Source organism: Paracoccus sp. UBA889 (assembly GCA_002294185.1).
Taxonomy (GTDB): Bacteria; Pseudomonadota; Alphaproteobacteria; order Rhodobacterales; family Rhodobacteraceae; genus Paracoccus.
This window is the reverse complement of record DBFD01000044.1, coordinates 887-23,125: the sequence shown is the minus strand read 5'-3', so window position 1 is coordinate 23,125 and position 22,239 is coordinate 887. Positions and strand designations below refer to the sequence as shown.

Below are 22,239 nucleotides of genomic sequence, written 5' to 3'. Positions count from 1 at the left end.
GCGGCGGCGAGATGGGCGATCCGGTGCTGAAACCCCTCCTCATTGTCCTGATCGACGGCTTCGCCGATTGGGAAACCCCGCTGATCGCAGGGATCGGTGGGGATTTCTACGGCCTGAACGCGCGCTACGTCACGCCCGGCGGCGGAGATCTGACCTCGATCGGCGGTTTGCGGGTTGCCGGTCTGCCGGATTTCCTGCCTCGCGGTGATGAGGTCATCGTGCTCTGCGGCAGCGACGGCTGGTGCCGAGCGGATGCGCCCGACCTGTCGGTTCCGCTGCGCGAGGCGCATGACAATGGCCAGACGGTCGCGGCGATCTGCGCGGCTACGCTGTCCCTTGCGCGTGCCGGCTTGCTGGAGGGACGCGCCCATACTTCGAACGGGCTCGATTTCCTGAAATATCACCTTCCGGATTATTCGGCGCAGCAGACCTATCGCGACCTGCCCCATGCCGTCGCCGACGGCGGAATCGTCACCGCCCCAGGCACGGCGCCGGTCACTTTCGCGGGCGAAGTCTTTCGCGCCGCCGGTCTGTCGCAAGACAAGCTGGCCCAGTTCCGTCAGATCGCCACCGCCGAACATCGCGCATGAAAGGGGTGCTGGCGGACCGCCCGGTGACCGTCATCGGGGCGGGCGTCGCCGGGCTGACGGCAGCCGTCGCGCTGGCGCGGCGCGGCGCCGTGGTGACGGTGCTGGAACGCAGCGTCGGGATCCGAGAGGTCGGGGCGGGGCTGCAGATCTCGCCCAATGCGATGCGGGTGGTCGAGGCGCTGGATCTGGGTCCGGCGCTGCGCGACGTCTCGTTGCGCAGCCGGGCCGTGCAGTTGCGCGATGCGTCGGGCGCGCCGGTCCTTCGCCTCGATCTGCGGCGCCACCGTCCGATGGACGATTTCCGGCTGATTCACCGCGCCGGCCTGATCGCGCTGCTGGAGCGGGCGGCGCGCGATGCCGGGGCCCGTATCGCGCTTGGCCGGAATGTCGAAGTCCCACCCCAGGGGCCGCTGGTCATCGGCGCCGACGGTCTGCACAGCCAGGTCCGCAGGGTGCTGAACGGCCGCGAAGTGCCTTTCTTTACAAGGAACACCGCATGGCGCGCGGTGATCCGCGATCCCGGCGGCGCACCAGAGGCGCAGGTCTTCATGGGGCCGCGCCGCCACCTCGTCAGCTATCCGCTGACAGGAGGCCTGCGCAATATCGTCGCCGTCCAGGAACGCGATGCATGGCAGGCCGAAGGCTGGTCCCATCCCGACGATCCGGCGCAACTGCGCGCGGCCTTCGCCAGCTTCGGCGGCCCGGTGCCGGGCTGGCTGGGCGAGGTCGAATCGGTCCATATCTGGGGCCTCTTCCGGCATCAGGTCGCCCGCTGCTGGCAGGATGGTAGGCTGGTCCTGATCGGCGACGCGGCCCACCCGACGCTGCCCTTCATGGCCCAGGGAGCGGTCATGGCCATCGAGGATGCCTGGATCCTTGCCGCCTGCCTGGACGAGAATCCCGACCAGAAATCGGCCCTTGCCCGCTTCGAAACCCTGCGCAAACCCCGCGCCAGCCGGGTCGTCGCGGCCGCCAATGACAATGCGCGAAACTACCATCTGACCGGGGCCAGGCGCGTCGCGGCCCATGCCGCCCTGCGTCTCGCAAACCGCCTCGCGCCCGATCGGATGCTGGCCCGCTTCGACTGGCTCTATGACTACGATCCCACGGCAGGATCGGCCTGACCTCGCCCTCTTTCCAAATACCTCGCGGGGGTCCGGGGGCGCGAAGCCCCCGGCCGTCGCGGGACGCAGGAATCAGGCCGCCCGTTCGACCGCCGCCACGATTCCGTCCACGACCTCGCGCAGCATGTCCTCGTTTTCGGCCTCTGCCATGACCCGGATCAGCGGTTCGGTGCCCGATTTGCGGATCAGCACGCGGCCAGACCCGGCAAGCCGCGCCTCGGCCTGGGCAATGACGGCGCGGACGGCCTCGGCCGACAGGGGGTCGGCGCCCGCGGCGTATCGCACGTTCTTCAGCAGTTGCGGCACCGGATCGAATTGTGCCGCAAGCGCGCTGGCGCTGTCGCCGATCTCGGACATCGCGGCCAGAAACTGCATCGCCGCGATCAGCCCATCGCCGGTTGTGGCATAGTCGGTCATCACGATATGGCCCGATTGCTCGCCGCCCAGGTTGAAGCCGCCCTCACGCATCTTTTCGACCACGTAGCGATCGCCGACACGGGTCCGTTCCAGCTTCAGGGCATGACCCGACAGGAAATGCTCCAGCCCCAGATTGGACATGACGGTGGCGACCAGCGCCCCGCCGCGCAGCCGGCCCTGCGCCGCCCAGCGGGATGCCAGCAGCGCCATGATCTGATCGCCATCGGCCAAGCGCCCGGTCTCGTCGATGATCGCCACCCGGTCGGCATCGCCATCGAGGCTGATCCCCAGATCTGCGCCATGGTCCAGCACCGCGGCGGCGCAGGCTTCGGGATGGGTGCTGCCGACGCCGGCATTGATGTTGCGGCCGTCGGGATCGACGCCCAGCGGGATCACCTCGGCGCCCAGTTCCCACAAGACCTCGGGCGCCGCCCGATAGGCCGCGCCATTGGCGCAATCGACGACGACCTTCAGCCCGTCCAGCCGCTGCCCGGCCGGGAAGGTGGTCTTGGCATATTCGACATAGCGCCCGCGACCGTCATCGACCCGCCTGGCGCGGCCGATGTTGTTCGGCTGCGCCGGTTCGATCTCGCCTGCGACGATGGCCTCGATCTCTGCCTCGGCCTCGTCGGACAGCTTGAAGCCGTCGGGACCGAAGAACTTGATCCCGTTGTCATCGGCCGGGTTGTGGCTGGCCGAGATCATGATCCCCAGATCCGCCCGCATCGACCGGGTCAGGAAACCCACCGCCGGCGTCGGCACCGGACCCAGCAGCAATACGTTCATGCCGGTGCTGGTCAATCCCGCCGTCAGCGCGTTTTCCAGCATGTAGCCCGATTGCCGCGTGTCCTTGCCGATCACCACCCGGTGCCGGTTGCGCCCGTCGCGGCGGAAATATCGCCCGGCTGCGGCACCCAGCCGCAGCGCCATCTCGGCGGTCATCGGATGGGTATTGGCGCGTCCGCGCACCCCGTCCGTTCCGAATAATCCTCTGCTCATTCCTCTGCCTTTTCGTTCTGGTCAAGAGCCCGCCACAGGCGCAGCCCCTGATCTGTGCCCGCCACGTCATGCACGCGGTGGATCTGGATGCCCTGCGCGACCGCCGCCAGCGTCAGCGCCAGGGTGCCCGGCCCGCGTTCGGCGGCGCCCGCGACCCCGCCGATCGTGCCGATGAACCGCTTGCGCGACACGCCCAGAAGCACCGGGCAACCCAGGCCATGATACAGCGAAATCCGCCGAAGGATGGCAAGATTATGCGCCTGCGTCTTGCCGAATCCGATTCCCGGATCGATCACGATCCGATGGGCGGGGATTCCCGCCGAAACCGCCCGCGCCATCCGCGCCTCCAGCGCGTCATAGACGTCCAGCAGCACGTCGTCATAGCGCGGATCGTGCTGCATGGTTTCCGGCAGCCCCTGGGCATGCATCAGGCAGACCGGAACCCCTGCCGCGGCCACCACGCCGGGCAGGGCGGGATCGAAGTCAAAGCCGGACACGTCGTTGACGATAACCGCCCCGGCCTGCAACGCCGCCTGCGCCACGCTGGCCTTGCGAGTGTCGACCGAGATCGGGATCCGGTCCGCAAGGGCGCGGATCGCGGGCAGGATGCGGGCGGCTTCGTCGGCCGCGGGAACCGAGGTCGCGCCGGGGCGCGTCGATTCACCGCCGATATCGAGGATCGCGGCCCCCTCCGCCGCCAGGGCCCGCGCCTGTATGACCGGATCATAGGCGCCACCATCCGAGAAACTGTCGGGCGTCGCGTTCACGATCCCCATGAGATGCGGCCGATCCATGGCCAGGCCAACCAGCGTCGCGCGCGGGCGCGTCAGCGTCTCGAGCACATCATCGGGGATGGCATCGCTGATCCGGGGCGGCTGCCCGCGGCGCAGGATCTCGACTTTGGAAAAACGGACCCAGCCCCCGGCCAGCCTGTGCCGGCCATGCGGGCAGGGCAGGGGTCGATGATAGCGGCGGTCGTCCCTCATCAGCGTTCCGCCCGTCCCGTCGCCGCCCTCAGGCCCGCGGGCGCGACCGGCAGCGGCGTGTCCTGAGCAAAGTCGATCCTTGCGGCATCCAGCCGCCGCGCCAGCCAGAAACCCAGGCTTTCGACGTTCTCGCCGGCCTCGGGCGCGTCACAGGCCAGACGGCTCGGGGCCCAGACGACGGCTTGGCCAAGGCGGATCGCGTGATCGATCTCGGTTCGCGTCTCGGCGACGTCCAGACCCAGCCGCCCGGCCAGCGCCCAGGCCGCCTGATCCATCGCCAGAAGCGCGATGCGCCGCCGGTCCCCGCCCTCGGGCAGCGGCAGGCCGGGCGCATCGGGCAGGATCAGCAGGGCACCTTCGGGCAGCGCAGCGGGCCGGCGCCAGATCAGAAGCCGCACCGGCATGACGCGTTCCGCAACGGCGACCCGGCCCGCGTCGCGGCTGATCGTGATGCCAAGGGCGCCCGGCCCCCGGTCCAGCTTTTCCACGGTCACCCGGACACGCGCCGCCTGAGGATGGACCAGAATCGCGGCCGCGATCCGTTCGGCCAGGGTTTCGACAAGATTGTATCGCTGATCGCACAGGGCAGTGTCGATCGCTTGAACCAGAAGATCATAGGACAGGATCCGGTCCACCTGATCCTCGGCCCCGCTGACCGGGGATGCAAGATCGACAGCGACATCAAAGCGCAACCGCTGGTCGCGGCCGCGTTCGGACTGGAATGCGCCGATCTCGGCAGAGACGACATGATCGCGCAGATGGATACGGTCAGGCTGGTCCATATCCGCCATTCACCGCAAATCCGACGCTGCCGCAAGCCCGTCCGCGCGGCGCCCCCGCGACCGGCGCGATCAGTTCGACGCGACCCGCTGACCGGTGCGATAGAAGATGTGGCGACCGATCTGCACGGTGCGCTGGAAACGCCTGGACCAGGCCGGACGAACCGCAGGCGTATGGAAATAGGTCGCGCCCTTGGTCAGCACCCGCGGCGCCCCTGCCAGAGCCGCCTCGGCGATCTGGCGGGCGCGCATATACGCGCTCTTGTTGCCGATCGCCTTGCGTCCGCCGATCGTATAGCTGAACTGGCTGGGCTGGTTGACGACGCCGCAGACGGTCGAGGGGAAGGCGCCGCTGTCAACGCGGTTCAGGATCACCTCGGCCACGGCGGCCTGACCCTTGGCCCCTTCGCCCCGCGCCTCGAAATACAGGGCCTCGGCCAGACAGCCCAGATCGCGGTTGGAATAGCGTGGCGTGGCCTTGGCAAGGAATATCTGGTCCGGCGCGGCCTTGACCTTCGCGGGCTCGGCATCGGAATAGAGCAGCGGTTTCCGGCGCGGCAAATCCATGGGGCTCTGCGCCGCCGAAAAGATTCCGGCTCCGGCAGAAAACAGCGAGGCATTGCCGCCGGCCTGGGCGGATTGCGAGACAAAGGAAATTGCTGAGGCGGCACCCAGGCAGATGAGTGCCAGCCGCGATGGCAGCATGGTCATTGTCGTTCCTATAAACGGGTCGCGTTGACAGGGTCTTAAATCGCGCCGCATCGCGAGCAGGTGACGGACGCAAGAGAACCAGGAAGTGACTAGAATTTTCCGGAACGATCTTTCCATGACACATATGCAAGTCCCGCGTTCCGGGGCGTGTTATCCCCGTTTCGGGCGAAATCCCGCCGACGCCTTTCTGCTGAACCGGCGAGTTTCGGCAGAGCGCGGAAAAATTGGGTCCGTTTCGGACGCAGTTTCAACAACTTGCGGTTGAGATTTTCGGCGCGAGGCGACGAATCACCGGCATCCGGCCAAAACCGCGCTCAGGTCTTGTCGCGCAGCCGTGAATTGATTGCGGACTGGGCGGCGGCCAGTCGCGCGACGGGCACCCGGAAGGGTGAGCAGGAGACATAGTCGAACTGCGCCTCGGCGCAGAAATCGATGGATTCAGGGTTGCCGCCATGTTCGCCGCAGACCGCGATCGTGATCCCCGGCCGTTGCTGCCGGGCCCGCCGGGCGCCGACCAGAAGCAATTCGCCCACGCCCTCGTTGTCGAGAAAGTGAAACGGATCCTCGGCATAGACGCCTTGGCCGACATAGATGCCCATGAAGCGCCCGGCATCGTCGCGCGACAGGCCATAGGTCATCTGCGTCAGATCATTCGTGCCGAAGGACAGGAAGGCGGCATGGGCGGCGATGTCTCCCGCCCGCAGCGCGGCGCGCGGCGTTTCGACCATCACGCCCAGGCGATAGGTGAAATCGCTGCGACGTTCGTTGCGCACCGCGGCGGCGACTGCATCGACACGGGTCTTGACCAGTTCCACCTCGCGCATGGCCGAGACCAGCGGAACCATGATTTCGGGAACCACGGGCGCGCCCTTGCGGCTGGCCTCGACGGTGGCCTCGAAGATGGCACGGGCCTGCATGTCGTAGATTTCGGGAACGGTGATGCCCAGACGGACCCCCCGCATGCCCAGCATAGGGTTGAATTCCGACAGCGCCTCGACGCGCCTGGTCACGTCCGAAAGCGGCAGATCCAGCGATTCGGCCAGTTCGCGCAAGCCCTCGCGGTCGTGGGGCAGGAATTCGTGCAGCGGAGGGTCGAACAGGCGGATAGTGACGGGCAGGCCGGCCATGATCTCGAACAATTCGATGAAATCGCGGCGCTGCATCGGCAGGATCCGGTCCAGCGCCAGCTTCCGGTCGGCGGGCTTGTCGGCAAAGATCATCTCGCGCATGGCGGGCAGGCGGTCCGCATCGAAGAACATGTGCTCGGTCCGGCACAGGCCGATGCCCTGTGCGCTGAACCGGCGCGCGGTGCGGGCGTCCTCGGGCGTGTCGGCATTGGCGCGCACGCCGATGCCGCCGGCCGCGTCCGCCCAGTCCAGAAGCTGCGTGAACGCCTCGTCCAGCGCCGGATCCAGCAGGGCGGCCGCGCCTGCCAGAACCTCGCCCGAAGATCCGTCGATGGTGATCTCGTCACCCTCGCGCAGCAATCTTGCACCGGCGTGCAGGGTTCGGGCACGGCCGTCGATGCCGATGCCCGAGGCGCCGACGATGCAGGGCTTGCCCAGACCCCGTGCGATCACGGCCGCATGGCTGGTCGTCCCGCCCCGCTCGGTCAGCACGGCGACCGAGGCGTGCATGCCCCGGATATCCTCGGGCACGGTCTCGCGGCGGACCAGGATACAGGCTTCCTCGCGGGCGGCGGCGGCCTGGGCGGCGGCGGCGGAAAATACGATCCGGCCGGTGGCCGCGCCGGGACTGGCGTTGATCCCGCGCGCGATGACGTCGCGCGGGCTGCGCGGATCGACCTGATGATGCAGCAGATCGGCCAGGGCACGCGGCTCGACCCGCATCACGGCCTCGGTCCGGGGAATGATCCCGTCGCGTGCCAGGGCCACGGCGATCCGCACGCTGGCGCGCGAACTGCGTTGCAGCCGAACCGCGTCGATGATCGAAATCCGTCCGTCCGTCAGCACGAATTCGATCTGCATCTCTTCGCGCAGCCTCTCGCGCGCGGCGACGCCGAAGCGGACCAGATCGGCGAAGATGTCGGGGGCCACATCCTCCAGCGACGTGCCGCGTTCGTCGCAGGTCAGATACAGCGTCTCGGCTCCGCTGCCCACCGCCGCGCCGTGATGCTGGCCGCGGAAGCGTCCGGTGACGCGCGGCGTGCCGGTGACCGGATCGACGAACTGGATCGTGCCCGATCCCGACAGGCCCGGCCCGAGGGCCAGCGCCATGTCCTGAACCACCAGCCCCAGAGGGGCATCGGCGGGCGCGCCCTTGGCCTGCCGCAACAGGCGGGCGCTGGGTCCGTCCCAGGCCCGCGCCATCGAACGCAGGACCTCGGCCAGTTGCCGGGCCGGATCCTGCGGAAAATCCTCGTCCATCTCGTCATGGTAAAGGCGCAGAGCATGGGCCAGCGCGCCGTCGCCTTCCTGCGCGAACATGTCGGGATCCAGCCGGGCGATGTTGATCGCGTAGCTCTGCACGAAACTGAGATAGATCGCATCGGCGTTGCCGCGTCCGATCCGTCCGGCAAGGCGGGCATGGGTGGCGTCGTTGATGCCGACATTCAGCACCGTTCCCGGACCGCCCCAATCCGGCATCACGGCCGAGGGGCGCACGCTGACAAGCCCGTCGCCGGTCTCGAACAGGGCCGACAGCCCGGGCAGGCCGCCGCTGCGCCCCGCGGCAATGGTCTGGACCGCCGCGGCCGGAATGGCGAAGCTTCGCGGAACAGGCAAATCCATTCGCACCAGACGTTGCAGGCATTTGGCGCGCCAGCCGTGCCGCACCCGCTCGACCCCGGCCGAGGGTGTGATTTCCAGCAGATCGGGGCAGTCGCGCATGTTCATGGTCGCGCAGGATAGGCGCGCCGCCGCGGATGCCGCAAGGGCGAAAAACGGCTGTCGCGCGGGGCCTTGCCGGCCGAACCGGCCGCCTGCAGCGCACGCCGCCGAAGACCGAATGCCGCGCAGGGAAATCGGGGCCCGTCAGGCGGACCCCGCTGCATCCGGAATTCTGCCGCCGATCACTCGGCGATGGTCACCTTGGCCATGTAATCGGGATTTTCGACCGCGCCATTGGCGTCGGCGTCGCCCTTCTTGATCGAATTCAGCACGTCCCATCCCTCGATCAGCTGACCCACGACCGTATATTCCCCATCCAGAAAGGTCGCGGGCGCAAGGTCGATGAAGAACTGGCTGTTGGCGCTGTCGGGATCCTGCGCGCGGGCCATGCCGACCGTGCCGGCCTGAAACGAGACATCGTTGAACTCGGCCTGAAGGTCGGGCTTGTCCGAGCCACCGGTGCCCGCCATCGCGGTCTCGCCATCGCGCTGGCCATATTCCACGTCGCCGGTCTGGGCCATGAACCCGTCGATGACGCGATGGAAGACGACGCCGTCATAGGCGCCCTCTTTCGTCAGTTCGACCAGGCGGGCGACATGGTTCGGGGCCTTGTCGGCAAACAGGTCCAGGGTGAGCGTACCTTTGGGCGTGCCGTCGGCGGCGGCCACTTCGATCACCATGTTCGGGCCGGGGCCATCCTCGGCTTTCGGAGCCTCCTGGGCGAGGGCCGCACCGGCCATGAGCGCGAGGGCGGGGATCAGGATCAGGCTACGCATCGGCAGCCACCTTGACCGAGATCATCCGGTCGGGACTTGCGGGCGGTTCGCCGCGGGCGATCTTGTCCACGTGCTCCATCCCCTCGATCACGCGGCCATAGACGGTATACTGGCCGTTCAGGAAATGATTGTCGCCGAAATTGATGAAGAACTGGCTGTTGGCGCTGTTCGGATTCTGCGATCGCGCCGCGCCCAGCGTTCCACGGTCATGCGGCAGCTTCGAGAATTCGGCCGGCAGGTCGGGCAGGTCCGACCCACCCGTGCCCGCGCGGCCGGGATTGTAATCCTGTTCCATATTGGCGTGTTCCACGTCGCCGGTCTGAGCCATGAAACCGTCGATCACCCGGTGAAAGGCGACATTGTCGTATTTGCCCGCGCGGGCCAGCTCTTTCATCCGCTCGGCATGTCTGGGCGCCACGTCGGGCAGAAGTTCGACCACGACCGGGCCGTCCTTCAGCGCGATGATGACGGTGTTCTCGGGATCCTTGATCTCGGCCATACGGGCCTCCTTTCCACAGGTTCACCCGTGATCTAGGGCTTTCGCGGCACAAGGGCAACGCGCAAGCCCGTGACGGCGGGATCACGCTGCCGTCAGCCGACCGGCGCAGTTGACGCGCGCTTCGTCCTGCGGGACAAGCCTCGGCGACGGCAGAGATCGAAAGGACGCGCCATGGCAGATTTCCACACCATCGACGACATGGATCTGGAGGGAAAGATCGTGCTGACCCGCGTTGATCTGAACGTGCCGGTCGCAGAGGGCCGCGTCACCGATGCCACCCGGATCGAGAAGATCGTGCCGACCGTCAAGGACATCCAGGCCAGGGGCGGCATTCCGGTCCTGCTGGCCCATTTCGACCGTCCCAAGGGCCGTCGCGTCGAGTCGATGAGCCTGAAACAGATCGTCCCGGCGCTGGAACAGGCGCTTGGCCAAGGCGTCGTCTTCGCCGAGGACTGCATCGGCGGGCCGGCCAAGCGCGCCGTCTCCGCGCTGAATCCCGGCGATGTGGCCTTGCTGGAAAACACCCGTTTTCACGAGGGCGAGGAGACGAACGACCCGACCTTCGCGGCCTCGATGGGCGCGCTTGGCGGGGCCTATATCAACGACGCCTTTTCGGCCTCGCATCGCGCCCATGCCTCGACCGAGGGGCTGGCGCGGCTGCTGCCCGCCGGTGCCGGGCGCCTGATGGAATCCGAGATGAAGGCCCTGGATGCGGCGCTTGGCCATCCCGAACGCCCGGTGATGGCGGTCGTTGGCGGGGCCAAGGTCTCGACCAAGCTGGATCTGCTGTCCAACCTGATCGACAAGGTTGATCACCTGGTCATCGGCGGGGGCATGGCCAATACCTTCCTGGTGGCGAGGGGCGTCGAGGTCGGCAAGTCGCTGGCCGAGCGGGACATGGCCGATACCGCCCGCGAGATCATGGAAAAGGCCGACCAGAAGGGCTGCCGGCTGTATTTGCCGAAAGACATCGTGGTCGCGCAAGAATTCAAGGCCGGCGCGGAATCCGAGGTGCTTCCGGTCGATCAATGTCCGCCCGACGCGATGATCCTCGATGCCGGGCCGCAGACGGTGGCAGCCCTGTCGGACGCGATGGGACTGTGCCGCACGCTGATCTGGAACGGTCCGCTGGGCGCGTTCGAGATCGCGCCTTTCGACGGCGCCACCACTGCCGCCGCGCAAGAGGCTGCGCGCCTGACGCGCGAGGCCGGCCTGATCTCGGTCGCGGGGGGCGGAGACACGGTGGCGGCGCTGAACAAGGCAGGCGTGGCCGGCGATTTCACCTTCATCTCGACGGCAGGCGGGGCCTTTCTGGAATGGATGGAGGGAAAGGATCTGCCGGGCGTCGCCGCGCTGCGCGATTCGACGTCCTGACGCCAGCGAGCCGTCGCAAAAGATCAGGGCCTGCCGCAGAACAGCAGGCCCCGTCCTTTCAAGCCGACGTTGCGGATCATCCGAACAGCTTTTTCAGCCATTTGCCGAAAGGATCGCCCGAGCCGGAACCACCGGCTGACGAGGCTTGGTCGTTGCCGGCATTGGTATCACTGGCTTTGCCGTGGTCTTTCTTGGTATCGACATCATCGGCCTTGTCCTTGGCCTTCTTGTCGCCCTTGCCCTCGGTCACGACGGCATCATTGTCCGAACCGGCCGAATTTCCAGCCGCCTCATTGGCGGTCCGGCTGCCGTAGGAAATGACGCCCGAGTCGCTGTTTCCGCCATTCGCGGCACCGCGATATTCGTTCGCGCGCGCCAGCCATTCGCTGAAACCGGTCTTTTCGGGTTGAACCTCGACCTTGTCAGGCACGGATTCGATGGCGGTTTCGCCGGCCGTGGTGATCGGACGCAGGAACAGGCTTAGCTGATTCGACCCGATCTGGGCCGCCGGGGCACCCGAACTGGCCGCGAGCAGCGAAAGCTGATACCGTCCGATAGGGGTTGTCGTAAACATCAGAACTCCTTCACTTGCTGTCTTAGCCCTTCCGGTATCGGGCGACCCAGCCATTTTTGCGAATGAATTCCGGTTAAGATTTTATTAACGAAGGCAAACCGCCTTGCGATCTTCCCTGGCCGGCTGCATTCTGGATGCGTTGCGCGAAGCGCTTGAACCCGGTGGCGATGGCTTCTATACCCGGACCAGTCGCGGGTGTAGCTCAATGGTAGAGCAGCAGCCTTCCAAGCTGAATACGTGGGTTCGATTCCCATCACCCGCTCCAACGCCTCCAGGACATATCGGATCGGCCGCACGCGAACCTGTCACCGGGCGCCACGGGCCGGTTCCAGCGACATGGCCGGCCCCCCTTCGGGCGGATGCGTTTGACGCGGAAAGGCCAGTGGTCAGCCGCGCAGGGCACCCCCGGTCGCTTTCGTGACCTTGTCGATGATCTTCTGGCAGACTGCCTCGATCTCGGCGTCTGTCAGGGTCTTGTCGCGCGGTTGCAGGCGTGCGGTGATGGCGATGGACTTGCGGCCATCGTCAAGCCCGGTGAACTGGTCGAACACCGTCACGCGGTCGATCAGCGTCTTGTCCGCGCCCTGCGCCGCATTGACCAGCGTCAGCGCCTCGACCTGCGGATCGACGACGAAGGCGAAATCGCGTTCGACCGCCTGCAATTCCGACATTTGCAGCGTGGGACGGGCAGACGATTTCTGCTTCGGGAAGGGAATGTTCGCGATGCTGACGGTAAAGCCGACCGCCGGACCCTTCAGCTGCATCCGGCGCATCACCCTGGGGTGAATCTCGCCGAACGTGGCCAGCATGTTGGGGCCAAGCGCGATATTGCCAGCGCGGCCCGGATGCCACCAGCCGTCCAGCTTGCGATTGATCTGCGCCTTCGCGGGCGCGCCAATGGCCGTCAGCACCGCCTCGGCATCGGCCTTGGCGTCATACAGATCCACCTTGCGATGGCTGCCGAAAGGATCGCGCGGAGCCGTGGCGCCGACCAGCAGGCCCGACAGCCGGATCGCCTGTTCGCCCGGCTCGCCGCCCGCGAAAACGGGACCGATCTCGAAAAGCGCCATATCGGTCAGGCCGCGCGCCTGGTTGCGCGCCGCTGCCGCAAGAAGACCGGGCAGCAGATCGGGACGCAGATGCGTCATCTCGCTGCTGATCGGGTTTTCGACCCGGACCGAATCGCCGCCGCCGCCGAAAAGCAGCGCCGCGTCCTGGTCGATGAAGGAATAGGTGACGCATTCGTTATAGCCAAGCGCCGCCGCCTGTCGACGCGCAGTCCTTTCGCGGACCTGCAGCGGCGTCAGGATCGGCTTTGGAACCCCCGGCTGCGGACGCGGCAACGGCTTGCCCTGCAGTCCGGTCAGGCTGGCGATGCGGGCGATTTCTTCGACCAGATCGGCCTCGCCCAGCACGTCGGGCCGCCACGAGGGGACATGGGCCAGATCGCCCGACAGGCGAAATCCAAGCGCCTCCAACGTCGCCCGCTGCTTGGCTTCCGGAATGTCGAGGCCAACGAGGCTGCTGGTGCGGGCCGGGTCCAGCCGATAGGCGCGGCCGGTATCGGGCAGGGTGCCGGCGGTGACGATTTCCGAGGCTTCGCCGCCGCAGAGATCAATGACCATTTTCGTTGCTAGTTCAAGGCCATGAAGCGTAAAATTCGGGTCGATTCCACGTTCAAAGCGATAGCGTGCATCGGAATTGATCTTCAGCGCCCGGCCGGTGGCGGCGGTGCTGATCGGATCGAAATAGGCCGCCTCGATGAAGACCTCGGTCGTGAATTCTCCGGCGCCGGAAGCGGCCCCGCCCATCACGCCGGCGATGCTTTCCGGGCCGGTCTGGTCACAGATCACGACGGCACCGGCGGGCAGCGCATAGGTCTTGTCGTCCAGGGCAACGATTTTCTCGTCCCCGCGCGCCGCGCGCAGGATCAGATCGCCCCGAACCTTGGCCGCATCGAAGACGTGAAGCGGACGGTTCAGGTCGTAGGTAAGGAAATTGGTGATATCGACCAGGGCGTTGATCGGTCGCAGCCCGATGGCGCGCAGCCGCTTTTGCAGCCAGGCCGGCGAGGGTCCGTTTTTGACGCCGCGCACGACGCGGCCACTGAAGAACGGGGCTTTTGCGGCTGCGTCGTCCGCGATCGTGACCTTGATCGGGCAGGGGAAACTGCCCGTTACCCTGGCCTCGGGCAGCGGTTTCAGCCGACCCAGACCGCGCGCCGAAAGATCGCGGGCGATGCCATGGACCCCAAGCGCGTCGGGCCGGTTCGGAGTGATCTTGACATGGATCACCGGGTCGATCTTCTCGGGCGCATGGGCCGCCAGCCAGTCGGTGAATTTCTCTCCGACCTCTCCCGAGGGCAGTTCGATGATGCCCTCATGTTCGTCCGACAATTCCAGTTCCCGCTCGGACGCCATCATGCCGTGGCTTTCGACGCCGCGGATCTTGCCGACGCCCAGCGTCACGTCGATGCCGGGCACATAATCACCGGGCTTGGCCAGCACCACGGTGATACCCGCGCGGGCATTCGGCGCGCCGCAGACAATCTGTTTCTCGCCCTCGTCGGTCATCACGCGGCAGACCCGCAGCCGGTCGGCGTCGGGGTGCTGCTCGGCCGAAACGACCCTGGCCAGCGTGAAGCGGTCCAGCCGGGCGGCCGGATCGCTGACATCTTCCACCTCGAGGCCCAGATCGGTCAGCGCCTCGGTGATGTCGGTCAGCGAGGCGTCGGTGTCGAGATGCTCCTTGAGCCAGGACAGGGTGAATTTCATGTCGGATCATCCGTTGAGAGGCGCGGGCCGCGCGGGCCGGGTGTTCGGCCCGGTTCCTAGCGCAAGCGACGGGGGATTGGTAGGGGCGCGAAGGGCGCCGTTCGCGCAGCGGCGCGCCCGGCCCAGCGGCAGCGACCGGGGCGGGCTTCGCCCGGCCCGTCCCCCGATCTCAGCGCCGCGCGGCGAAGAAGTCGCGCAACAGGCGTTGCGCGGCCTGGGCGCCGATTCCGTCGTAGATCTGGGGCCGATGATGGCACTGGGGATGATCGAAGACCCGCGCCCCATGCGCCACGCCGCCCATGCGAGGGTCGTCCGCGCCATAGAACAGCGTGGCGATCCGCGCGGCGGCGATGGCGGCGGCGCACATCGGGCAGGGTTCCAGCGTGACCCACAGGACATGGCCCGGCAGACGCTCTGTTCCCGCCTTCGCGCAGGCCGCGCGCAGGGCCAGAATCTCGGCATGGGCGGTCGGATCGGACAATTCGCGCGTCCGGTTGCCTGCGGCGGCGACGACGCGGCCCTGCGGCGACAGGATCACCGCGCCCACCGGCACCTCGCCCCGTCCCGCGGCCGCGCGCGCCTCTGCCAGGGCTTGCGCCATATGCGATGTGAACTTCGCCATGCCCGCTTGTCGCAAGGCCGCGATTGCCGCGCAAGCGGGCAAGACAAGGCTTTCCATGCGGTGCCGGAAAGCCTAGAACGCCCCTTTTGCCACCGCAGCGATGCGCAGGAGAGATCGCCATGACCGACAATCCCGAAAATCCCGGCAAACCGGCGGATGCCGACCGCATCGCCAAGGTGATCGCCCGTGCCGGCCTTGCCAGCCGCCGCGAAGCCGAACGGATGATCCGCGAGGGCCGGGTGACGGTAAACGGGCAAAAGATCGACAGCCCGGCCCTGGATGTCCTGCCCACGGACCTGATCGTGGTCGATGGCCGGAAGCTGGACGAGAAACAGGATACGCGGCTGTGGCTCTACTACAAGCCGGTCGGACTGGTCACGTCGGATTCGGACGAAAAAGGCCGGCAGACCGTGTTCGATGCGCTGCCCCGCGATCTGCCGCGGGTGATGAGCATCGGGCGGCTGGATCTGACCTCCGAAGGGCTTTTGCTGCTGACCAATGACGGCGAATTGAAGCGGCGGCTGGAACTGCCCTCGACCGGCTGGCTGCGCCGCTACCGGGTGCGGGTGAACGGCAATCCCAGCGACCTGACCTTCGCGCCCCTGCGACGGGGCGCGACCATCGATGGCGAGGATTTCGCGCCGATGGAGATTCGGCTGGACAGTCAGCAGGGGGCGAATGCCTGGCTGACCGTCGGCATCCGCGAAGGCCGGAACCGCGAGATCCGTCGCGCGATGACCCATGTCGGCTTGCAGGTGAACCGGTTGATCCGCGTCGGCTATGGCCCGTTCAAGCTGGCGGGACTGGAAAAAAACCAGGTGTCCGAGGTCAGGCGCAAGGTGCTGCGCGATCAACTGGGCGGGTTGCTGACCGGCGAGGTCGAGGAGAAGGACCGCGAGATGCGCCCGCGTGGCGCCGCGGGCGACCGCCCCCTGCGTGGCAGGCCGGATGATCGGTCGGGCGATCGGCCCGAGGGCCGGACGTTTCGCAGCGCCGGCCCGGACCGGCCGCGCCGCGAGGATGGCACGGGACCGCGTGGTCCGCGCGGCAAACCGGAAGGGCGGGGCGGCCATGCGGCTTTCGCCGATCGTGCGGCGCGCGGCCCGGACGACAAATCCGCCGGGGATCGTCCCTCGCGGGGGGGCAGTCCCGGGACCAAGGATGGCCGTCCGCGCGGCCCTCGCACGGAAGGCGATCAGGGTGACCGACCGCGCCGCAGTTTTGCCGGCAAGCCTGGCAAGGGTCGCTTCTCGCAGGATGGCAAACCCTGGGACAGGAAGCCGGCCGACAGGACGCCGAAGAACGCCATGTCCGGGGATGACCGCGCCGGACATGGCACAGGCGAGGAAGGCCGCGACCGTCCGCGCCGCGGCTTTGCGGCGAAGCCGGCCGAAGGGCAGGGCGCGCGGCGGAGCTTTGCGAAATCCGGGCCAAGGCCGCAGGGCGCAAAACCCGGCGCCAAGGGCGGGCGTCCGCTTGGCGGATCAAAGCCGTTCAAGGGCAAGCCGGGCGGCGGCGGCCGGCCATCGGGGAAACCGCGCAAACCGTGAAGGTCCGCCCATCGACCGCAGGCGCAATCTCGGCCGAACCTCGTGCCCGGCGCTGGCGGGCGCCGGGGGAATGCCGACCGGGTGGATCATTTCGTCAGGATCAGCTTTCCCGCGCGCGTGATCCGCAGTTGATAGATTTGATCATCGAGGATGATCAGCGCCTGGTTCCCGCCCCGTGTCAACTGCGTCGCATCATGCTGCGGCAGACGGGACAGGGGGTGCGGGCTGGCCGGGGTGAAATCGGCGGGACGAATGGCGGTCATCTTGGCCTCCTGGATCTGGGTGATGCTTCCCTAAGATCCTGACAAAATGTCTCTGGTATGTCAAAGTAAAAGAGTCGGAATTATCCTTCTGCGCGATAAAGTGCCCCGCGTCAGCTTTTGCCCAGGCAGCCGATCAGGTTGTCGGCCATGCCTTTCAGGATGTCCGAGTAAAGATCGGGGCCTTGCGGCATCGTCCGGCCCAGCAGGTCAAACTCTCCGGCGATCCGGGCATTGGTGCCATCGATCACTGTCCCGATCCGACGCGGATCCTGTCCATATTCGGAGAAGGCGCAGATCGCGTTGGTTGCGGCGATCTGGTTGCGGATATCTCGCAACCGCGCGGCCGAAGGGTCGCTGGCATCGCCCAGCGTCACGGCAAGCGCCGGACTCAGGCCGTAGTGACGGGTGAAATAGCCATAGGCATCATGAAAGACGACAAAGGCCTTGCCCGAAAGGGGGGCCAGTTCCGCCGCAATCTGCCGATCCAGTGCGGCAATCCTCTGCTGCGCGCTTCGGGCATTGCTTCGATAGCGCGACGCATTGCCTGCGTCGTGGCTGGCCAGGGCCTCGGCGATCGCAGCCAGCCACAGACCGGCATTGTCGGGATCCAGCCATAGATGCGGATCGGTCTTGCCATCGTTGCCGTCGTTGCCGTAGCCACGGGTCTGGACACCCGGCAGCGCGGCAAGCTCTAGATTGCGGCTCTCCGCGCTCAACGATTCGGCGGCGCGATCCAGCCAGGGCGTCAGAACCGGTCCGACCCAGATCAAGAGGTCGGCTTGCTGCAAGGCGCGTGCATCCGAGGGTCGCAACTGATAGCTGTGCGGATCGGATCCGGCTGGGAGCAGAACCGGAATTTCTGCCAGATCGCCCGCGACCTGCCGGACAAGCGAGGCTGTCACAGGCGTATCGGCGACGATTCTTGTCGGTGCAGCCAAGGCAGGGCTGGCAAAGCCGATCAGGATCGCAATGAGAACCGAAAAGCGCATAGGTGACACCGTCGAACGAGTTGCGGGCCCTCCTCATGCAATGTTACAAGGTAACAAGTCAAATAAATTTGTGATAAGATAACATGAGCAATCAGGTTCCGGCGACCGCCTTTGTGCCACATGACCACCAGGCCTGCGCCGCCCGCGCGCTGGACGCGGCCGAGGCGCGTGTCGCCGCCGGGGGCGGGCGGCTGACTCCGGTCCGGCGGCGCACGCTGGAGATCCTGCTGGAATCGCACCGCGCGATGGGCGCCTATGACATCTTGCAGCGGCTGGCCGGTGCCGGGTTCGGGCACCAGCCGCCCGTGGCCTATCGCGCGCTGGAATTCCTGGTCCGGCACGGCCTGGCCCACCGCCTGCAACGGCTGAACGCCTTCGCGGCTTGCCTGCATCCCGGTCATGATCATCCTGCTGCCTTTTTCATCTGCCGCCAGTGCGACAGGCTGGCCGAGTTCCCGGCCACGCAGGTCCGCGATGCCCTGGCCGATCTGGCCGGCAAGACCGGCTTTGCCATCGAGCGCGCGACGATCGAGGCCGTGGGACTTTGCCCGGCCTGCGCAACCGACAGGATCGCCCTATGAGCGCGTTGATCGAGGCGCGCGACCTGACCATCTGGCGCCCCGGCACGAAAGAGCCGGTCCTGTCGCATGTCGATTTCCGCATCGATCCGGGCGAGGTCGTGACGGTGGTCGGGCCGAACGGATCGGGCAAATCGACGCTGGTGCGGGCATTGCTGGGGCATATGCCACTGGCGGGTGGGCAGGTGGTTCGGCAGGCCGGATTGCGGATCGGCTATGTCCCGCAGCGGGTGCAGCTCGACACCGCGATGCCGATGAATGTCCGTCGCTTCCTGTCGCTGCCCCGGCGTATCGATGCGGCCGCTGCCTCGGCCATCCTGGCGCGGACCGGGGTCGAGGGGCTGGAGCGCCGCCCGCTGAGCCAGCTTTCGGGCGGGCAGTTCCAGCGTGTCCTGCTGGCCAGCGCGCTGCTGCACGATCCGCATCTGCTGGTTCTCGACGAGCCAACGCAGGGGCTGGACCAGCCTGGCCTTGTGGCCTTCTACAAGCTGATCGACGAGGTGCGGCGTCAGACCGGCGCGGCGGTGCTGCTGGTCAGTCATGATCTTCTGGTCGTGATGCGGTCGTCGGACCGGGTCATTTGCCTGAACGGCCATGTCTGCTGCGAGGGCTCGCCCCGGCAGGTCAGCAGCGCGCCGGAATATCGCGCCCTGTTCGGGGGCGGCGCGGAAGGCATGCTGGCGCTGTATCGCCATGATCACGATCACGACCATGATCATGCCGTGGATCAGGCGCATCACCACCCGCGCGGCGCCAGCCCGGATGCTTGACGATTTCTTCATCCGCGGGCTGCTGGCCGGATTGGGGCTGGCGGTTGTGGCCGGGCCTCTGGGCAGTTTCGTGGTCTGGCGCCGAATGGCCTATTTCGGAGACGCCACGGCCCATGCGGCCATCCTGGGCGTGGCAATCAGCCTGGCCTTCGGTGTCTCGATCTATCTGGGCACGCTGGCGACGGCGATGGCGATGGCCGTGACGGTTTCGGCGCTGGTGAGCCGGGGACAGGCGATGGACACGATGCTGGGCGTGCTGGCCCATTCGGCGCTGGCGGTCGGGCTGGTCGGCGTCAGTTTCGTGCCATCTGCACGGACCGACCTGACCAGTTTCCTGTTTGGCGATATCCTGACGGTGGGCCGCCCTGATCTGGCGCTGATCTGGGGCGGCGCGGCGCTGGTTCTGGCGTTGCTGGTCTGGCGGTGGCAGCGACTGGTGACGGCGACGCTGAACGAGGAACTGGCAATGGCCGCGGGAATCGATCCGCGAATCGAACGGCTTGTGCTGTCCATCAGCCTGGCGGTGGTGGTCGCGCTGTCGATTCGCGTGGTCGGATCGCTGCTGATTTCAGCCATGTTGATCGTGCCGGCGGCGGCGGCGCGCGGATTGTCGCGCACGCCCGAGGCAATGGCTGCGGCGGCCGCCCTGATCGCGGCCGGCGCGGTTGCGGCGGGGCTGTGGTTCTCTTTGCGGCTGGATACGCCGGCGGGTCCGTCGATCGTCGTTGCGGCGGCGACATTTTTCGTTTTGTCGCAGGTATTTCGTCGTGGCTAGTGCAGCTTTGCAACACTTGCGGCGAGGCGGGGCAGGGGCAGGAACCGATCGCGGCGGCGCGGTGTTGGCGATTATGCAACAGTAGAGACAACCCCTCGGAGATTTTGAATTGATGCTGCTTTTCAAGAGTTCTGGATTGTGTAACTGTCGCATCGATGTTGCCGGAGACGGCAGCCTTCAAACGAAACGGAGCATGATCATGACCAAATTCGCTACTTTCGCTGCCGCCCTCGGCCTGACCGCTTCCTCGGCTCTGGCCGGTGGCTATGTCGCACCTGTCGTCGACGTCGAACCCGTCGTCGTGGAAGAGAAGCCGGCTTCCTCGAACGCTGGCCTGGTTGTCCCCGCCCTGCTGCTGCTGGGCGTGATCGCCGCCGTCGCTTCCAACAACGACGACAGCTGATTTCGAAGCGGATCGGGCACGTCCCGGTCTGTTTCAACGGGGGGCTGGCATTCGTGCCAGCCCCCCTTTCGTTTTGTGTTCTTCGACCTTGCGGGTGGCGCCACGGCCTGCCGTCCGCCATCGACGCGTCGCCTGCGATGTCATATCCTCCGCCGGCAAACGGGCTCTGAAAGCGGGCTTGCCAATCGGTGCGGCATGGCTGGCCATGATCGGCGTCGAACAGATGCGGCCCGCGCTGGCGACCGGTCCGGATGGCCGGCCTGATGGCGGATCAGGGGCGCAGCGTCTGGATCGTCACGTAGCCCAGGGCCGGGCCGATCCATTGGCGCGACACGACGATCTGGCCGCCTTGTGAAATGTAGCTGTTCTGGAAACTGACGCCGTGACCGTCGCAGTTTTCCAGGGTCACGCCGGACTTGGGGCCGGGCTCGGTGGTGCAGGCAAATTGCAGCGGCCGTTCCAGGCCATCGCCCGTGAAATAGCGCATCACGCGCGTGCCACTGCCTGACGCGCCGGCGCGGATCAGCGCCTCGGTCTGCGGTTCCGCCACGGACAGATCGTTGCCCAGGCCACGGGTGCCCACCAACATTCCGCCGCGCAGGATCAGCGCCTCTTCCGTGGGCGTCATGTAGGTTCGCATGGCACCGTTCTGGCCGGTCATCGCCATCACCTGGTTGCGGCCCAGCGATTCAAAACCCGCCTGGATCAGCGGCGCGGGATTGACCTGCAGCGCCTCGGCCGCGGCCTCGGCGGGGGATTTCGGCGGTGCGGCCGGCTCTTGCCGGGCCGTGTCCCGCGCGGCGATGGCCTGCCGGGCGGATTGCGACAGCGCGCCGAAGATGCCGTTGTCCTGTTCGTCGGCCGTGCCGTTGCCGCAACCCGACAAGGTCGTCAGCGCCAGGGCGGCAAGGATGATCGTGCCTGCGGTCTTCATCGCCAGAACCTCCCCCAGCCGTCATAGAGTTTGGCGTCCTGCGCGTCGCGGACGCGGTCATAGAGGCGGCCTGACACGTCCACCCGCGCCCCGCCATCGCGCGACAGCGACCGCAGGGTGGTCGAGGCGCGGTCGCGCGTCGGCTGTCCGGTGGCCCAGGTGATCGGGATCGACAGGCTGATGCCCTTGTCGAAGCTGCCCTCGCCGAATTGCTCGGCCGACAGGTCGGTCTTGGTCGCGAAGGCACCGATCCGCCAGCCATTCGCGAATTCGCGCGTCACGCTGACGGTCGCGCCCTTGTCGCCCGCCAGATACTTGCCAAGATCGAGTTGGGCGGTGAAACCCTTCGCAAAGCCTTGCGTGACTTCGTAATAGACCGAAACGCGTCCCGTCGTGACCTCGTAGTCGCGGAAGCTGAAAAGCTGATCGAAATCGCGTTTGCGGACCCGGTTCACCTCGGCCCCGATGCCCAGGTTGGAATCGGCGGGTTTCCACAGCACCTCGGCCGAGACGCCACCATAGGCCCGTTCCAGCAGGCCGGCGGTGACGCGGGTATAGATGTTGGGTGTGGCCTTCGCGTAATAGGCCAGCGTCAGTTCGGGGATCACGGGGCTGGAATTGCCGGTATACATCCGCGTATCCGACCGCACGCGCGGCACCCCATCAACCGTTTCAAGTTCGGGCCGGGCCTCGTATTCCTCGGGCGTGTAATATTCGCCGCGATTGCCCCGAATACCCGGACCCCGCTGGTCGATATTGCCGAAGACACGCTGGCGCAGCGCGCCGGTCAGGATCAGGCCGGGCGAGATCTCGTAGCTGGCCCGCGCCTGGCCGCCGACTTCATAGGTCAGCCCGTCCTGGGCATCGAAGACGCCCAGTTCCAGATAGGGCGACAGCGACCAG

Annotated in this window: 22 protein-coding genes and 1 tRNA gene; 9 read left to right on the top strand and 14 right to left on the bottom strand. The window is 66.9% G+C overall.

Annotated elements, in window-relative coordinates:
- Window positions 1–23: 23 nt before the first annotated feature.
- Both B4L36_RS07775 and B4L36_RS07770 read left to right on the top strand, forming a co-directional pair.
- Complete coding sequence (locus B4L36_RS07775) at window positions 24–590, top strand: DJ-1/PfpI family protein (RefSeq protein WP_292954833.1); 567 nt, start codon at window positions 24–26, stop codon at window positions 588–590.
- Window positions 587–1,714, top strand: a complete 1,128-nt coding sequence (locus tag B4L36_RS07770) for an FAD-dependent monooxygenase (RefSeq protein WP_292954830.1) — start codon at window positions 587–589, stop codon at window positions 1,712–1,714. The genes B4L36_RS07775 and B4L36_RS07770 overlap by 4 nt, the downstream gene beginning before the upstream one ends.
- Before the next feature lie 72 nt (window positions 1,715–1,786).
- Here B4L36_RS07770 and glmM read toward each other — a convergent pair whose 3' ends face one another.
- From glmM to B4L36_RS07735, 7 genes are all read right to left on the bottom strand, one after another.
- The gene (gene glmM / locus B4L36_RS07765; RefSeq protein ID WP_292954827.1) at window positions 1,787–3,130 is read right to left on the bottom strand and encodes a phosphoglucosamine mutase; all 1,344 of its coding nucleotides are present in this window, start codon (window positions 3,128–3,130) and stop codon (window positions 1,787–1,789) included.
- On the bottom strand, window positions 3,127–4,116 hold the full coding sequence (gene folP / locus B4L36_RS07760) for a dihydropteroate synthase (protein ID WP_292954824.1): 990 nt from the start codon (window positions 4,114–4,116) through the stop codon (window positions 3,127–3,129). The genes glmM and folP overlap by 4 nt, the downstream gene beginning before the upstream one ends.
- The gene (locus B4L36_RS07755) at window positions 4,116–4,898 is read right to left on the bottom strand and encodes a dihydroneopterin aldolase (RefSeq protein ID WP_292954821.1); all 783 of its coding nucleotides are present in this window, start codon (window positions 4,896–4,898) and stop codon (window positions 4,116–4,118) included. Before B4L36_RS07755 ends, folP begins: the two co-directional genes overlap by 1 nt.
- A gap of 69 nt (window positions 4,899–4,967) precedes the next feature.
- Window positions 4,968–5,606: a cell wall hydrolase gene (locus B4L36_RS07750; protein ID WP_292954818.1), complete on the bottom strand. Its 639-nt coding sequence runs from the start codon at window positions 5,604–5,606 to the stop codon at window positions 4,968–4,970.
- Between the two features lie 314 nt (window positions 5,607–5,920).
- Window positions 5,921–8,461 carry a putative PEP-binding protein gene (locus B4L36_RS07745; RefSeq protein WP_414692157.1) on the bottom strand — a complete coding sequence of 847 codons (2,541 nt, stop codon included), beginning with the start codon at window positions 8,459–8,461 and terminating at the stop codon, window positions 5,921–5,923.
- Window positions 8,462–8,637: 176 nt separating this feature from the next.
- The gene (locus tag B4L36_RS07740) at window positions 8,638–9,231 is read right to left on the bottom strand and encodes a peptidylprolyl isomerase (RefSeq protein ID WP_292954815.1); all 594 of its coding nucleotides are present in this window, start codon (window positions 9,229–9,231) and stop codon (window positions 8,638–8,640) included.
- Window positions 9,224–9,730 (bottom strand): peptidylprolyl isomerase, encoded by a 507-nt coding sequence (locus tag B4L36_RS07735; RefSeq protein ID WP_292954812.1) that lies wholly within the window; start codon window positions 9,728–9,730, stop codon window positions 9,224–9,226. Before B4L36_RS07735 ends, B4L36_RS07740 begins: the two co-directional genes overlap by 8 nt.
- Window positions 9,731–9,901: 171 nt before the next feature.
- On the opposite strand from B4L36_RS07735, the gene B4L36_RS07730 reads away from it, so the two are divergent.
- A complete protein-coding gene (locus B4L36_RS07730; RefSeq protein ID WP_292954809.1) occupies window positions 9,902–11,104 on the top strand; it encodes a phosphoglycerate kinase in 1,203 nt (400 codons plus the stop codon).
- 76 nt (window positions 11,105–11,180) lie between these two features.
- On the opposite strand, the gene B4L36_RS07725 is transcribed toward B4L36_RS07730, so the two are convergent.
- A complete protein-coding gene (locus B4L36_RS07725) occupies window positions 11,181–11,678 on the bottom strand; it encodes a hypothetical protein (protein ID WP_292954807.1) in 498 nt (165 codons plus the stop codon).
- Between the two features lie 191 nt (window positions 11,679–11,869).
- Between B4L36_RS07725 and B4L36_RS07720 the strand changes: the two genes are divergently transcribed.
- Window positions 11,870–11,943 (top strand) — tRNA-Gly (locus tag B4L36_RS07720).
- Between the two features lie 121 nt (window positions 11,944–12,064).
- Here B4L36_RS07720 and pheT read toward each other — a convergent pair.
- Together pheT and B4L36_RS07710 are read right to left on the bottom strand one after the other, a co-directional pair.
- On the bottom strand, window positions 12,065–14,452 hold the full coding sequence (gene pheT / locus B4L36_RS07715) for a phenylalanine--tRNA ligase subunit beta (protein WP_292954804.1): 2,388 nt from the start codon (window positions 14,450–14,452) through the stop codon (window positions 12,065–12,067).
- A gap of 169 nt (window positions 14,453–14,621) precedes the next feature.
- The gene (locus B4L36_RS07710; protein WP_292954801.1) at window positions 14,622–15,074 is read right to left on the bottom strand and encodes a nucleoside deaminase; all 453 of its coding nucleotides are present in this window, start codon (window positions 15,072–15,074) and stop codon (window positions 14,622–14,624) included.
- Window positions 15,075–15,193: 119 nt separating this feature from the next.
- Between B4L36_RS07710 and B4L36_RS07705 the strand changes: the two genes are divergently transcribed.
- Complete coding sequence (locus B4L36_RS07705; protein WP_292954798.1) at window positions 15,194–16,624, top strand: pseudouridine synthase; 1,431 nt, start codon at window positions 15,194–15,196, stop codon at window positions 16,622–16,624.
- Between the two features lie 86 nt (window positions 16,625–16,710).
- Here B4L36_RS07705 and hemP read toward each other — a convergent pair whose 3' ends face one another.
- Both hemP and B4L36_RS07695 read right to left on the bottom strand, forming a co-directional pair.
- Complete coding sequence (hemP, locus tag B4L36_RS07700) at window positions 16,711–16,887, bottom strand: hemin uptake protein HemP (protein ID WP_292954795.1); 177 nt, start codon at window positions 16,885–16,887, stop codon at window positions 16,711–16,713.
- 110 nt (window positions 16,888–16,997) lie between these two features.
- On the bottom strand, window positions 16,998–17,876 hold the full coding sequence (locus tag B4L36_RS07695) for a zinc ABC transporter substrate-binding protein (protein WP_292954792.1): 879 nt from the start codon (window positions 17,874–17,876) through the stop codon (window positions 16,998–17,000).
- Window positions 17,877–17,959: 83 nt separating this feature from the next.
- Between B4L36_RS07695 and B4L36_RS07690 the strand changes: the two genes are divergently transcribed.
- The 4 genes from B4L36_RS07690 to B4L36_RS07675 all read left to right on the top strand — a co-directional run bounded on the left by B4L36_RS07690 (window position 17,960) and on the right by B4L36_RS07675 (window position 20,402).
- On the top strand, window positions 17,960–18,457 hold the full coding sequence (locus B4L36_RS07690; RefSeq protein ID WP_292954789.1) for a Fur family transcriptional regulator: 498 nt from the start codon (window positions 17,960–17,962) through the stop codon (window positions 18,455–18,457).
- Complete coding sequence (locus tag B4L36_RS07685; RefSeq protein WP_292954786.1) at window positions 18,454–19,224, top strand: metal ABC transporter ATP-binding protein; 771 nt, start codon at window positions 18,454–18,456, stop codon at window positions 19,222–19,224. The genes B4L36_RS07690 and B4L36_RS07685 overlap by 4 nt, the downstream gene beginning before the upstream one ends.
- Window positions 19,217–19,999 carry a metal ABC transporter permease gene (locus B4L36_RS07680; RefSeq protein WP_292954783.1) on the top strand — a complete coding sequence of 261 codons (783 nt, stop codon included), beginning with the start codon at window positions 19,217–19,219 and terminating at the stop codon, window positions 19,997–19,999. Before B4L36_RS07685 ends, B4L36_RS07680 begins: the two co-directional genes overlap by 8 nt.
- Window positions 20,000–20,198: 199 nt before the next feature.
- Window positions 20,199–20,402 (top strand): hypothetical protein, encoded by a 204-nt coding sequence (locus tag B4L36_RS07675; RefSeq protein WP_414692156.1) that lies wholly within the window; start codon window positions 20,199–20,201, stop codon window positions 20,400–20,402.
- A 271-nt stretch (window positions 20,403–20,673) separates the two neighbouring features.
- Here the strand turns inward: B4L36_RS07675 and B4L36_RS07670 are convergent, their stop codons facing one another.
- Both B4L36_RS07670 and B4L36_RS07665 read right to left on the bottom strand, forming a co-directional pair.
- Window positions 20,674–21,336, bottom strand: coding sequence for a YjbF family lipoprotein (locus tag B4L36_RS07670; protein WP_292954777.1), 663 nt, complete (start codon window positions 21,334–21,336; stop codon window positions 20,674–20,676).
- Window positions 21,333–22,239: YjbH domain-containing protein (locus B4L36_RS07665; RefSeq protein ID WP_292954774.1), on the bottom strand; the 907-nt coding region annotated here is incomplete at its 5' end. The genes B4L36_RS07670 and B4L36_RS07665, both read right to left, overlap by 4 nt.